13 protein-coding genes are annotated in these 13414 nt (G+C 43.8%); 2 read left to right on the top strand and 11 right to left on the bottom strand.

All coding sequences use genetic code 11. The annotated features are described in order from the left end of the window. Positions 1-28: 28 nt before the first annotated feature. From ruvA to nadB, 8 genes are all read right to left on the bottom strand, one after another. Positions 29-640 carry a Holliday junction branch migration protein RuvA gene (ruvA, locus tag ACQKFO_RS00615; protein WP_427596436.1) on the bottom strand — a complete coding sequence of 204 codons (612 nt, stop codon included), beginning with the start codon at positions 638-640 and terminating at the stop codon, positions 29-31. A gap of 220 nt (positions 641-860) precedes the next feature. Next, the gene (locus tag ACQKFO_RS00610; protein WP_427596435.1) at positions 861-1400 is read right to left on the bottom strand and encodes a BofC C-terminal domain-containing protein; all 540 of its coding nucleotides are present in this window, start codon (positions 1398-1400) and stop codon (positions 861-863) included. Between the two features lie 206 nt (positions 1401-1606). Next, positions 1607-2344 carry a YhcN/YlaJ family sporulation lipoprotein gene (locus ACQKFO_RS00605; protein ID WP_427596434.1) on the bottom strand — a complete coding sequence of 246 codons (738 nt, stop codon included), beginning with the start codon at positions 2342-2344 and terminating at the stop codon, positions 1607-1609. 103 nt (positions 2345-2447) lie between these two features. Continuing rightward, positions 2448-3422, bottom strand: a complete 975-nt coding sequence (locus ACQKFO_RS00600) for a phosphotransferase (protein WP_427596433.1) — start codon at positions 3420-3422, stop codon at positions 2448-2450. 1 nt (position 3423) lies between these two features. Then, on the bottom strand, positions 3424-5007 hold the full coding sequence (safA, locus tag ACQKFO_RS00595) for a SafA/ExsA family spore coat assembly protein (RefSeq protein ID WP_427596432.1): 1584 nt from the start codon (positions 5005-5007) through the stop codon (positions 3424-3426). Between the two features lie 158 nt (positions 5008-5165). Further along, on the bottom strand, positions 5166-6272 hold the full coding sequence (gene nadA / locus ACQKFO_RS00590) for a quinolinate synthase NadA (RefSeq protein ID WP_427596431.1): 1107 nt from the start codon (positions 6270-6272) through the stop codon (positions 5166-5168). Between the two features lie 2 nt (positions 6273-6274). Further along, entirely contained in the window at positions 6275-7120 is an 846-nt protein-coding gene (gene nadC / locus ACQKFO_RS00585; RefSeq protein ID WP_427596430.1) for a carboxylating nicotinate-nucleotide diphosphorylase, read from the bottom strand. After that, positions 7089-8678, bottom strand: a complete 1590-nt coding sequence (nadB, locus tag ACQKFO_RS00580) for an L-aspartate oxidase (protein ID WP_427596429.1) — start codon at positions 8676-8678, stop codon at positions 7089-7091. The genes nadC and nadB overlap by 32 nt, the downstream gene beginning before the upstream one ends. Before the next feature lie 121 nt (positions 8679-8799). On the opposite strand from nadB, the gene ACQKFO_RS00575 reads away from it, so the two are divergent. Both ACQKFO_RS00575 and ACQKFO_RS00570 read left to right on the top strand, forming a co-directional pair. Beyond that, entirely contained in the window at positions 8800-9945 is a 1146-nt protein-coding gene (locus tag ACQKFO_RS00575; RefSeq protein WP_427596428.1) for an IscS subfamily cysteine desulfurase, read from the top strand. Between the two features lie 15 nt (positions 9946-9960). Further along, positions 9961-10536 (top strand): transcription repressor NadR, encoded by a 576-nt coding sequence (locus ACQKFO_RS00570; RefSeq protein WP_427596427.1) that lies wholly within the window; start codon positions 9961-9963, stop codon positions 10534-10536. A gap of 43 nt (positions 10537-10579) precedes the next feature. On the opposite strand, the gene pheA is transcribed toward ACQKFO_RS00570, so the two are convergent. The 3 genes from pheA to obgE all read right to left on the bottom strand — a co-directional run bounded on the left by pheA (position 10580) and on the right by obgE (position 13409). Continuing rightward, the gene (pheA, locus tag ACQKFO_RS00565; protein WP_427596426.1) at positions 10580-11431 is read right to left on the bottom strand and encodes a prephenate dehydratase; all 852 of its coding nucleotides are present in this window, start codon (positions 11429-11431) and stop codon (positions 10580-10582) included. Between the two features lie 92 nt (positions 11432-11523). Next, the gene (locus tag ACQKFO_RS00560) at positions 11524-11979 is read right to left on the bottom strand and encodes an ACT domain-containing protein (RefSeq protein WP_044339521.1); all 456 of its coding nucleotides are present in this window, start codon (positions 11977-11979) and stop codon (positions 11524-11526) included. A 143-nt stretch (positions 11980-12122) separates the two neighbouring features. Continuing rightward, entirely contained in the window at positions 12123-13409 is a 1287-nt protein-coding gene (gene obgE / locus ACQKFO_RS00555) for a GTPase ObgE (RefSeq protein ID WP_427596425.1), read from the bottom strand. Positions 13410-13414: the final 5 nt, after the last annotated feature.

Genomic DNA, 13414 nt, shown 5'->3' with positions numbered 1-13414 from the left:
CCAGACTTCCTCCCTTCATGGAATCCACTTATTTCAATAGAAGCTGAAGAGCTTTCCTGATGATTTCGTCTGATGTATGCCCTTCTCCTTTTAACTTTGGTGTGATTTTCTTGATTTCACGTTCTGAATAGCCAAGGGCTTTAAGGGCAAGAATCGCTTCATCAAATGCTTCATCCTTCCCTGAGGACACATCGGACCCCTCCGGATTTGAGAATAAACTTGGAAAATAATCAGGCACAACATCCTGAAGCTTCCCTTTTAAGTCCAGGATCATCTGACGTGCTGTCTTCTTACCCACACCGGGAAACTTCGTCAAGAAACTCTCATTCTCTTCTTCAATGGCGGTGATTACCTGCTGGGGAGCACCCGAAGCAAGAATCGCTAAAGCTCCTTTTGGACCAATTCCTGAAACATTTAATAGTTTCATAAATAGCAGTTTTTCTTCCATTGCCAGAAAGCCATAAAGGGCAATAAGATCTTCACGCACATGCTGATATGTAAAAATCTGAATCTCTTGATTTTGATATTTAGAATAAACAAACGGATTCGCCGTATACAACTGATACCCGATCCCATTATTCTCCACCACTACATACTCGGGACCCACTTGAGTCACTGCCCCTTTTATATATTCATACATCTCATTCTCTCCTTGTTCCCACTATCACTATTTATCTAAAGTCTTTCATACCATGTTAAAAAGTTATATAAAACCTATTGTATCATATCACTATTTGAAGTGATGGGAAAGGGAGACATAAAAGAAACACTTGTTCTAATTTTATCAGATTGCGAAAGGCTTTTGCAGGCAAAAATTAAACGATAAAAAAACCAGTGGCATGTGCACTGGTTTTACACTCTTATTTAGGGACGGAGTACGCTTTAAATTGTTCGAGTACCTCTTCATATTCCTGCTTCGACTTAATGGGGATGCCCTTGACTAAATCATCATGCCGCTTACTTTCAAGCTTCTCTACATCAATCTGGAAGAAGGATTGAATAATCTCTGCCTGTCCCGGTTTTCCATTAAAAATGGATAGAACACCATTATCGGATATACCGAAGTATCCATTTGTCTTTAGGAGAGGGGATATATCATCCATCTGCTTTTGAAACACGACCTGTTCTTCCGTCATATCCATCAGCTGCCAATCCTCGTATGCAGCCCAGAAGTCTTCCATGCTCCAAATCGTTTCCTGCACGATTTCCTCACTGACCTCACCATCCAGATATACTCTTTCCAGTATCACCGTGATTGTGTGGGCGGACGCAACCTCTGCCGGTGTTTCATTCAGCTCGCCTCCATCAGCGGCCTGCTTCTCTTCTGTATAAAAGAACGTGAAGTAAAAAGCACCTATTAACAACATCACCATAAACACGATTCGAACCTTAATCGTCATCGTGATCACCTCGAACTTAAATTATGTAACGCTCTATCCACTAGTCTTGCCAAACCATGTTAAGAATATCCAGTCTGAAGTGAATTTTTTCGAGGGACGGACCTCAGGGAGTGCTGTTTCATCTTTCCCTTCTTAAGTAAGTGAACTTTGAATGAACAAAAAAAGACTACCAAAGAGATTGAACTCTTTAAGTAGTCTCACCTTGCTTATTCATTGATGCGGTGCTTTACTGACTTAAACATATCGTGCATATCAAAGTTAATTCCTTCTCTTGGGCCGCCGTCACGTAAATCATTGTCAATGTTCCTTACTCGACTGAATGTACCTTCATCGGTCACGACCGAAACCGTTCTTCCATGAAGATATGGCTGTACGGCTTTTTTTACTCTGGTTTTCGTTTCTTCTATTTTGCTATGGTCATCAAGCTCTACAGCGATCAGGACATCAGAACCATAAGCTACCGCACGAACGTCACTGACATTTTCAACTTTTCCTGTGACATCGCCAATTTTCTCAGCCAAGTCACCTTCATAAGCTGTATAGTAAGATCTCTTCGCATTTCGCGTATTATCATCAAGATGGCCGTGATAATTCGCATCACCATGGCTCGCGCGACCGTCCTGGGCCATGAAGTTCTCGTCATAGTCAGCGAGTGGTCTTGAAGGGTTTTGAGGATTTCCATCTTCATCCTTCACTTGAAGGAAATCACGTTTCTTTTGACGTATATCCTGCCCTTCTCTCCCAACAGAGTGATCGTACATTTCAGTTAGAGGTCCGTCCCTCTCATCTTCCTTATCTCCCCCGTGGCCTTCGTTTGAATAGAAGCCTAGGGGCTCATAGGAGTCTGTATAGCGATCTTGGGCTTCCTCTTCTCCACTATTACATGCAGCAAGGCCCAATGTCATGACGGCTGTTAATGGTACCATGAATAATCGTTTATTCAATGGTGATTCCTCCTTCAACCCAATACTTGAGCATATTTTGTGCTCACCATTAGGTTGTGAAAGGATCTCACCTTTCATTCGGGTCAAAGTTTGGAGACATCCCCTACAATTGGGTATTGATCCTTTTCACTTCTCCATGCAGCTCTTGATTGAATTGCATTCGCTGTGAAAATTGATGAAGGGTTAAATTGATTAAGTAACCCCACACACGCTGCTTATAGGATTGATCTTCTCGGATGAATCGGTTCCACTCCCGAAACACATCTGATGGATACATTAATCCAAGATAAAAGATGAGCTCATCCTCGTATGATTTGAATGGTTTCAGGCGTTTGACGTCACTCAGAGACCAATTTAAATAAGGTAAAATCCGGTTGCAAAACTGCAGGTCATCGGTTAACTCTGTTGAAAGTGACATTAAATCAAAGTCAATCATATACACCATACCGTTCTTTCCTCTTAAGAAATTATGGTGTGCAACATCTCCATGTGTAATGCATTTTCCATACTCATCGATGTCGATTGATTTTAATTCTTTCAGTGCCCACTTCCCCCATTCTAAATACGTATACAAATAATAAGGTTGAATGAAGGCTTGCAAATAGGGAAGATTATATTGAAACTGCATCATTCGTTTTTTCCATTTTTTCAGCCACTTGTACCGTGGAATTTCAGTTGTCCATGAATGGTTGATTTTTTTTGATACTGAATGAAATTTTTTTAGTACCTTTAATGCATCTTCCCGATCTTCAGGGTGATCATAACGGATGGAACGGGACGTTTCTAACCATGTGGTAATACCGATCGGAAATCCTTCAAATAGTAATATCTCCCGCTCGTGAATTGGATGGAACGGCAGTACGTGATAAAACCTTTCCCTTAACAATGTTGAAATCAGCCGTTCCTGATGTAAGAATCTCATTTGATTTGGAAACCGCTTCACAAACCACTTTCTTCCATTGCTTTTGAGCTTCCACTTTCCTTCTTTTAACATTTTCAGGGATGCTCCGGGATCGTTTAACTTAGATTGTAAAAAAGAAAGGAGACGATGTGAATAATCGTCCCCTCGTACATGCATGTTAGCCCTCAAAGTCATCGTCATTGAAGTTCGGCATGGAAAATGCTCTTGGACCAAACATTCCTTGCGGTCCCATCGGCATGCCCATTCCCTGACCTTGGGGTCCCATCGGCATTCCTTGGCCAGGCATACCTTGGCCAGGCATTCCCTGCCCCATCATTCCCGGTCCGAAGCCGTATGGTTGTTGCTGCATTCCTTGAGGCATTTGTTGTTGCATTTGCTGTTGCATCATTGGATGATGCATCATTGTGCCATACCCTTGAGGTCCACCGCATCCGCAATCACCTTGATCGCTTGCTCCCATTACTCCGGACGGCTGACCCATCGGCATTTGACCACCCATTTGGGCTCCCATCACTCCGGATGGCTGACCCATCGGCATCTTGCCACCCATTTGGGCTCCCATTACTCCGGATGGCTGACCCATCGGCATTTGATGTCCATACATCGAAGAAGGAGACTCATCTGACATTGCTCCCTGAACTTGACCTCCCGGCCCCATTGGATACCCGCCTGGCATCCCACCATGGAATCCCGGTCCCGGCATGACAGGAGAGACTGGATAGCAATTCTGAGGATACATCATGGCAGGTGATACTTGTTGCGGCATTTGAACGGATGGGTAGTCATTTTCATCTGACACACCCATTACTCCCGACGGCTGACCCATTGGTTGTTGCATTGGCATTTGCATCGGTTGTTGCATATGCATCGGCATTTGCATCGGCTGTTGCATCGGCATTTGACCATGCGGCATGTATGGCATGACAGATGAAGATTCTTCTTCATGCCCCATTTGCGGCATCATTGGCATCTGCTGCATTCCAGGCATCATGGAAGCACCCTGAACCCCGCTTCCAGGTCCCATTGGCATTCCTTGACCCATTGGCATTCCATATCCTCCTGGCTGCATTCCCCATCCATGTGGTGGACAGAAACCTGATCCTGGCATTACCGGTGATACGGGTACGCAATTATTTGGGTTAAACATAGGCTGGGTGTTCCCTCCTTGTGGTTGAGATGGCATTTGTAAGCTTTCTTCTTCTTGAATACCTTGAACGGCTTCTTGCTTCGGTTTTGGTTTTGGCTGTTCTTTTGCTTTTGGAAGTACATTAGTAGGTTTAGGCGGCGTTTGAGGTTTTGGTTTTGGCTTTGGCTTTGCTTGCTGCATAGGTTGTTGCATTGGTTGTTGCATTTGCATATTCGCCATATTCATCATGTAGTAGTTGTTAATATCTATTTCCGGCACTACTGGTTGAGGCATTTTAGGTGCAAATGGCTTTTGTACTTCTTTCGGCTTTTCTTTCTTTGGCTCTTCTACCGGCATGGCCATAGGCTTTTGCTCTTTGAACGGATGCTCTGCTTTAGGCATCTCCTTCTTTGGCATTTCCTTAGAACCGTACTTGATCTGTGTCTCTTTCTTTACGGATCCGCCTGTAGTCGGCACTTTAATTTTCATGCCAGGCATGATCATGTCTGGGTTTGATAGCTGGGCATTCATCTGTTTTAACTCTTCGAAATTCACGCCATACTTCTTGGCGATCTTCCAAAGAGTATCCCCTTTTTGAACAATATGGATTTTCACTCTTTTTCCCTCCTCAGGCATAAGTCTATATATCCTATGACAAGATAGGCAAATTGCTAATCATCTACATAAAAACTTATGAGTGATTCAAAAAAAATATACCGTCCCAGGAGATGGGAAGGTATATTTCAGCTTGGTCGTACGATTATTTAACTTCATCAAGCACGGGCTAACATGCGTTCTAAAGCGAAAATTGCATTTTTAGCAGTATCTTCATCCACTTTAATGACATTTTCGGATTTCCCCTCCATAATCTTTTCCAAAGACCATACTAAATGGGGTAAATCGATGCGATTCATCGTTAAACAAGGACACATATATGGATTTAGGGAAACGATCGTCTTATCGGGATGTTGATTGATCAGTCGTTTCACGAGATTCATTTCTGTTCCTATCGCCCAGGAAGATCCCGGAGCCGACTGTTCAATCGTTTCTATAATATATTTCGTGCTTCCATTAAAATCTGATTTCTCCACCACTTCACGGCGACATTCAGGATGAACGATGATCTTCATGTCAGGATGATTTTTTCGGATTTCCTCTATATTCTTCTCTGTGAAGTTTTCATGTACGGAACAGTGGCCCTTCCAGAGGATCACTTTCACCCCATCAAGGTCTCCATCATGGATCAGCTCGTTTCTAATCGGATCCCAGACAGCCATTTCACCTAATGTAACACCAAGATCAGCCGCTGTGTTACGTCCTAAGTGTTGATCAGGCAAGAAGAGAATCCTTTCCTTCTGCCCTAATGCCCATTCGACCATTTTGTGTGCATTTGAAGAGGTAACCGTAGCTCCTCCATTCTTTCCAACAAAGCTTTTGATTGCTGCGGTGGAATTGACATATGTGAGGGGAATGATGGTGTCACCGAATTGCTCCATCAGTTTGATCCATGCCTTTTCCGTTTGATAAATATCTGCCATATCTGCCATGGAACACCCCGCCCTCATATCGGGTAAGATGACAACTTGATTTTCGTCCGTTAAAATATCTGCCGTTTCAGCCATAAAATGGACCCCGCAAAACACAATGAATTCCGCTTCTTTATTTTGAGCGGATATTTGGGCGAGTTGGAGGGAATCCCCGACGGCATCAGCAAATTGAATCACTTCATCTTTTTGATAATGATGCCCCGGAATGAAAAGCTTCTTTCCTAATTGAAGTTTGATTTCCCTCACTCTGTTTTCCATTTCTTCCGTTGTGAGGCTTGTAATCGATTCAGGCAATACACCCGTTTCTTTTGTTAGTTCATCCAGTAACCCCATGTTCATACCCCTTTCGCTATTCTTACTCTTGCGCTGATATCAAGTGATTTCACCGAGTGTGTCAAGTACCCGAGGGAGATATAATGAATACCGGTCTCTGCATAAGCACTGAGACTTTCCCTCGTGATCCCACCCGATGCTTCCGTCACGATATGAGAGGGAACAAGGGGGATCCACTTCCGTATCACCTCTGGACTACAGTTATCGAACATAATGACATCTGCTCCGCTTTCGATCGCTTCCACCAACTGCTCCCTAGTTTCGATTTCCACTTCAACTTTCACCATATGACCGATTTGACTTTTCACCTTTTTCACAGCATTTGTAATCGACCCCGCAAATGAAATATGATTATCCTTCAGCATGACAGCATCATAAAGGCCATTTCTGTGATTGAATCCCCCACCGGTCCTTACGGCATATTTCTCAAGCATCCGTAATCCGGGGGTTGTTTTCCGTGTATCACATAATCTGACTCCACTCCCTTTCACCTGCTGTACGGCTCGATGGGTTTCGGTGGCAATACCGCTCATGCGCTGAATCAAATTGAGGACAACTCGTTCAGCCTGGAGAAGATCCCTCATAGGACCTTTGATTTCAGCAATCAATTGTCCCGTTTCCACCATTTCTCCATCTTCAACGAGCACACTTGCTTGGATTGATGGATTGAAGAGGCCGAAACCAAGCTCAATCACATCTTTCCCACAAAATATACCGCTCTCTTTCATCAGGAATGAAAACGATCCTTCATCGTCTTTAGAAAACAGAATTTCTGAAGAGTGATCTCCATCACCCAGATCTTCACGGTAAAACTCTTCAAGCATAGATTTTAGTTTCATTTTGTTCATGATATTCCACCCTCAATCTACCATCATTGTTTTGTAAAACCATTTTCCGTTTTAACCATTGATTATTATCTTCACGAGGGAAGTCCGATCGAATATGACCTCCCCTGCTTTCCTTCCGCAATAAAGCAGACTCGGTCACAAGCAAGCTTACGATCCACATGAAATATTTGTGAATTTCTTCACGTGAATTAAAATCGAGAAGCTCATGAAATGTAAGAGGCTGTGCCTTTAACCACTTCAAGTGAGCGAGCAGCCCTTCTTCATCCCGAATGATCCCGACACGATTCATCATACCTTCTTTTATATCTGCAGATTGAAAGGGGATATTCAGGGACTGTCCCTCTTTAATCTGGCCGGATGTGGAGTGGAAATGAGGTGTGTGACTGACTCCCTTATGAATAAGAAATTCACCCAGGCGTTCCCCGTACACCAATCCTTCTAATAATGAATTGCTTGCCAGTCGATTAGCCCCGTGAATTCCGGTGCATGCAACTTCCCCGATGGCATATAAACCTGGGATGTTCGTTCTCCCGGCATGATCTGTTACGATCCCACCCATCATAAAGTGACATCCTGGGGAAACAGGGATCATCCCGTCCTTGATGGAAATGTTATGTTTCAAACAAAGAGTGGAGATGGAAGGGAATTTCCCCTGGAAATCTTCTATTCTACTAATATCCAGATACACTTTCCTTCCCCTTTGCAGCTCCTTATAAATACGTTCAGCGACAATATGCCGGGGAGCAAGTTCAAGTTGTGGATCGACTCCAGACATGATCCTTTCTCCCTTATCATTTAACAGTAGTGCGCCTTCCCCTCTGACGGCTTCTGAAATAAGTCCGCAGGTTTTCCCGTCCAGCCAAAGGAGGGTCGGATGAAACTGAATGAATTCCATATCTGATAGCTTTGCCCCTGCAAGAAAGGCAAGCGCCATTCCATCTCCCGTCACAGCTGGATGATTGGATGTAGAGGAATATATACCGCCGATTCCTCCTGTGGCGAGAACGACATGGGAAGCATAGTAATAGCGGATTGAATCATTCTTATCCTTCGTTTTCACCCCGCAGCAATGGCCATTGTCGTCTTTAACAAGCTCGTAAACCATTTCCCCTTCGATGAATTCAACCTTTTCCATTGAAAGGGTATTCAATAAATGCTTCACTAAATATTTCCCCGTTTGATCTCCACCACTATGCAGGATCCGATGTGCACTATGCGCCCCCTCCATGCCCAGAGAGAGACTCCCATCCTCTTTTCGATCAAAGGGTGCTCCTTCATCCACCAGGGATTGAACGATTCTTTTTCCATCTGCTATGAGTCGATTCACACCCTCTTCATCCTGGTGATAGCGCCCTGCTTCCAATGTATCTTTAAAATGAGCATTTACAGAATCCATCAGTCCTAAAGGTGCCGCAATCCCGCCTTGAGCGAGGTAAGAGTTACCACTTTTGATTTTATCCTTTGTGATAATCATCACATAAAAATGATTTTGAAGTTGACGTGCCAATTGCAAGGCGGCAATGCCACTTCCTACGATGATAATATCGGTTTTTTTCATCAAAAACCCTCCTGATTATTTACAGGTGTCTTGACACATATATTTACACATATTTAAACTAATGACAAGAGTTTTTTACCAGACTTATATATTCAGACTATTTTATTAAAAGGCAGGTTACATGATGAACTATTTTGATTACGCCGCTACAACCCCTATAGATCCTGAAAGTTTACATGTCGTTCAAACCGTCAGTAAGGAGTTCTGGGGCAATCCGAGCAGTCTTCACGACATTGGTGGAAAAGCACTGCACTTACTGACTAAATGCAGAGAAAAATTGGCTGGAATGCTTGGGGTCCCATCCAAAGGAATATACTTTACCTCCGGAGGGACAGAGGGTAATCATTTAGCCCTTGTCACACTTTCACTAAGCAGACAAGAGAAAGGAAAACACATCATCCTGGGTGGCGCTGAACATTCATCCCTGCATTCCTCTGCTGCTTTTCTTGAGCAATTTGGCTTTACCGTTACGAAAATCCCATTCACATCTCAAGGGCTGATCGACCTTCAAATTTTAGAAGAATCGATTTCGGAAGAAACAATCATTGTCAGCATCGGACACGTCAACGGAGAAATCGGCACGATCCAGCCATTGCACGATATTAAGAATCTATTGAAAAACCGTGACATATTGCTGCACTGCGATATGGTTCAATCATTCGGTAAATTGGACATCACGGAATACACTTCCATCGTCGACAGCTTTACACTCTCTTCTCATAAAATATATGGACCAAAGGGAGTCGGCGCTCTTTATATCAATCCTTCCCTGGATGTATCTCCCATGATCCCGGGACAGACTCATGAAGACGGGTTCAGGGGAGGAACGGTGAATGTGCCAGGGATTGCGGGATTCGTGACTGCCGCATCTATATGTCATGACTCCTTATCAACACCGCATTTTATTCGACTGAGAGCGCATTTCTTATCACAATTAGAAGAGCAACTGTCAGGTACTTACACCCTCTATGAAGGGCCTGCACCATCACAGCTTCCCCATGTGATCGGACTTGGCATTCACGGGCTCGAGGGTCAATGGCTCATGCTCGAATGCAACAGGCATGGATTTTGTATTTCCACAGGCAGTGCGTGCGGTGCGGGATCACAGGACATGTCTAAGACATTAACAAGTATGGGAGTCGGGCACAGAGCAGGAAAAGAATTCATCCGGATTTCATTTGGCATAGATACGAAGGAAGAACACGTAGAAGCATTGGTACAAACTTTATCTGAAATCCATGCGACTCATATGTCTTCCTTAACTTGAAGAACGAGTTGTGGTATGATTTCCTATATAAAATTGGGGACGGAGGAGATATCTTTGGCAGGAAAAAAAATCCTTGGGGATGAGAGAAGACAATGGATCCTCGATAAACTAATTACAAAACAAGCCCCTGTAACAGGTGGAGATCTCGCTAAACAGACCAATGTCAGTCGACAAGTCATCGTAAGTGACATCACATTGCTGAAAGCAAAAGGAGAGCCCATCATTGCGACCAGTCAAGGCTATCTGTACATGCCAGCTTCCAATCAGGAAACGCTGATTGAACGCACGGTTGCCTGTCAGCACACGCCTGAACGATCCGAAGAAGAATTATTTTTACTTGTCGATCACGGCGTGACGGTTAAAGATGTAAAGATCGAACACGGCGTTTACGGAGATCTAACCGCTTCGATCATGGTTTCAAACCGTAAAGAGGTAGAACAATTCATGAACAAAATTGAGGATACAGGAGCTTCCTTTCTATCGGAACTAACAGATGGAGTTCATTTACATACGCTAATGGCTCCAAATGAAGAAACGCTGGAAAAAGCAGAAAATGCCCTTCAGGAAGCAGGGTTCCTTATTCAATCTTAATAAAAGAGGCAGATTTCTAATTGGAAATCTGCCTTTTCACTGTTCAATTATCTAATAAATAAGAAGAATACGTCCCGATCATTTTTACTTTGCATCCGAGGGCTTCCATTTCACTGATCGCTCCCGGCAGGAGAACATCATCCATTTCATGGGCCACATCAATCAAGAAGAAATAATCCCCTAAACCTGTTTTCAACGGTCTTGATTCAATTTTGCTTAAATTCAATTGTCTCCAGGCAAAGGTTGATAATACCTGATGGAGAGCTCCTGACCGATCTTTCGGGAGAGTCACCATCAAGGTCGTCTTCTCCATGCTTTTTTCCTGGCAAAGTGATAAGGGATCGGCCGTCTTATGTAATACGATGAACCTTGTATGATTATAGGCAAAGTCATGAATGTTTTCATGCAGAATCGTCAACCCGTATTTTTCAGCCGCCAACTCGTTTCCGATCGCACCGAGAAACGTGTCAGGGTTCTCACTCACGAATTTGGCTGCGGCTGCCGTACTGGTCGTTTGTTCTAAAGAGACGCCACGAAACTGCTTATGTAAAAACTTATGGCACTGGGCCAATGCGTGGGAATGGGAAAGGATTTTTCGAATCGATTCTTCGCTATCTCTCCATTCCGGATGTATCATTAAGTGCTGCTGAATCGCCGACGTCAATTCTGCTGTAATCGCTAAATTCGCTTCATGAAACAAATAATCGACTGTAATATGTACCGAGCCTTCCAAGGCATTTTCTAATGGAACAACGGCATAGTCCACCTCATTCTCTATCACCGCTTCAATGCAATCGGGAATCGTTACATACGGTACAGTATCTTGTTCTGGGAACGCCTTCTTGACAGCTAAATCTGTAAAGGAAGCCTGGGGTCCTAAATATGCAATTTTCACTCTGATCTTCCTCTCACTCTCACCAAATTTATTGAACATTCTAACACGTATAGCATCAAAGAGGAAGAGCTTTTAAGCAAAAAAAAGAAGCATCAGGCTCCGGAACCCAACACTTCTACTTTCTCTACAAATTCTAATCGTCTCAGCTTTGAAAGTAAGTCTTCCAATCCTATCGTAAGGTCTGTCACATTTAGTGATAGCGTGACATTGGCTCTTCCTTGCAATGGAATTGTCTGATGTATCGTTAAAATATTGCATCCATGCTTGGCTGTTTCACTCAGTAAATGAGACAGCGTCCCTGAACGATCTTCCAGATGGAAGAATAGCGTGATGATTCTCTCCTTCACAACGGTGTGAAATGGAAACACAGTATCACGATATTTATAAAAGGCACTCCGGCTTAAATCCACCCGATGGACCGCTTCCCATACTGAATCGGCTTTTCCTCTTTCAATCAATTCTTTCGCATCCAGGGTTTTCTTCATCGCTTCGGGCAGCACATCTTCACGTACTAAATAAAACTTGCCCTCTTGAAATTTTTTCCCCAATGACTATTCCTCCAATTGTCTGGCTCGAGAGGCTCGAGGCAGCAAGCCCCGTATAAAACCGCTTTCGCTTACTATTGTAGAACAGGTGGCGGCAGATTTCAGCCGCCACCTGTCATTTAGTCTGAGTAGATAAAGGATGAAACTTAATCTACAAATTCGAACTCATATTTTATTAAACGGATCGTATCGCCATTTTCGGCACCGCGTTCACGAAGGGCATCATCTACACCATACGAACGAAGCTGTCTGGCGAAACGTCTTGCAGAATCTTCCCGGGAGAAGTCCGTCATCTTGAACAATCTCTCAATTTTCGCACCGCTGACAACGAATGTTCCATCAGGATCACGAGTGATTTCGAATTCTCTTTCCTCTTCCTCATGTTTATAAAGAACACGGTGAATACCCGTTTCTTCTTCTTCATGAATAGGAAATTCAGAAGTCGTTTCCACTTTATCAGCTACCGCATAAAGAAGCTCACTTAGCCCTTGACGCGTAACAGCTGAAATTGGGAAGACAGGGAAATCTTCCTGCAGTTTCTCTTTGAAACTCTTCAGGTTTTCTTCTGAATCAGGCATGTCCATTTTATTGGCAACTATGATTTGAGGTCTCTCCGTTAAACGAAGATTGTATTGCTTAAGCTCTTCATTGATTGTCAGATAATCCTCGTATGGATCTCTTCCTTCCATTCCGCTCATATCAATCACATGAACAATAACACGTGTACGTTCAATATGGCGGAGGAATTGGTGACCGAGTCCCACACCTTCATGGGCTCCTTCAATTAATCCAGGCAAGTCAGCCATGACAAAGCTTCTTCCATCTCCAGTTTCCACCATTCCAAGATTCGGAACGATGGTTGTGAAATGATACGAAGCAATCTTTGGTTTGGCAGCTGAAACAACTGAAAGCAATGTGGATTTCCCGACACTCGGGAATCCTACCAGTCCAACATCTGCAAGTAGCTTCAATTCCATCACGATATAACGCTCTTGTCCCGGCTCCCCTTTTTCAGAAAGCTCAGGGGCAGGGTTGGCAGGTGTAGCGAAACGGGAATTCCCTCTCCCTCCGCGACCACCTTTCGTGATCACGGCACGCTGACCATGCTGCACAAGGTCGGCAATCGTTTCCCCTGTATCATCATCCTTCACGACTGTTCCAGGTGGAACCTTTACAACCATATCTTCCGCATTGCGTCCATGCTGATTCTTACTCATCCCGTGCTCTCCACGAGTTGCTTTGAAATGACGCTGATAGCGGAAATCCATCAACGTTCTTAAGCCTTCATCCACTTCAAAAATGACGTCTGCACCGTGACCGCCATCTCCTCCGGCAGGACCACCTTTAGGTACATATTTCTCACGACGGAAGGCAACCATACCGTTTCCCCCGTCACCGCCCTTTGTATAAACCTTGACCTGATCTATAAACATACTCT

Origin of the sequence: Rossellomorea sp. NPDC071047, from assembly GCF_050270195.1 — a bacterium.
Classification (GTDB): domain Bacteria; phylum Bacillota; class Bacilli; order Bacillales; family Bacillaceae_B; genus Rossellomorea.
The sequence above is the reverse complement of the archived record's forward strand: the minus strand, read 5'-3'. Positions and strand labels throughout refer to the sequence as shown.

Excerpts from the sequence above, each read along its gene's own strand:
- nadB (WP_427596429.1), bottom strand. The coding sequence starts at position 8,678 with ATGAAAAAAACCGATATTATCATCGTAGGAAGTGGCATTGCCGCCTTG.
- ACQKFO_RS00570 (WP_427596427.1), top strand. The coding sequence starts at position 9,961 with ATGATTTCCTATATAAAATTGGGGACGGAGGAGATATCTTTGGCAGGA.
- ACQKFO_RS00610 (WP_427596435.1), bottom strand. The coding sequence starts at position 1,400 with ATGACGATTAAGGTTCGAATCGTGTTTATGGTGATGTTGTTAATAGGT.
- obgE (WP_427596425.1), bottom strand. The coding sequence starts at position 13,409 with ATGTTTATAGATCAGGTCAAGGTTTATACAAAGGGCGGTGACGGGGGA.
- nadC (WP_427596430.1), bottom strand. The coding sequence starts at position 7,120 with ATGAACAAAATGAAACTAAAATCTATGCTTGAAGAGTTTTACCGTGAA.
- ruvA (WP_427596436.1), bottom strand. The coding sequence starts at position 640 with ATGTATGAATATATAAAAGGGGCAGTGACTCAAGTGGGTCCCGAGTAT.
- nadA (WP_427596431.1), bottom strand. The coding sequence starts at position 6,272 with ATGGGGTTACTGGATGAACTAACAAAAGAAACGGGTGTATTGCCTGAA.
- ACQKFO_RS00575 (WP_427596428.1), top strand. The coding sequence starts at position 8,800 with ATGATGAACTATTTTGATTACGCCGCTACAACCCCTATAGATCCTGAA.
- ACQKFO_RS00600 (WP_427596433.1), bottom strand. The coding sequence starts at position 3,422 with ATGCATGTACGAGGGGACGATTATTCACATCGTCTCCTTTCTTTTTTA.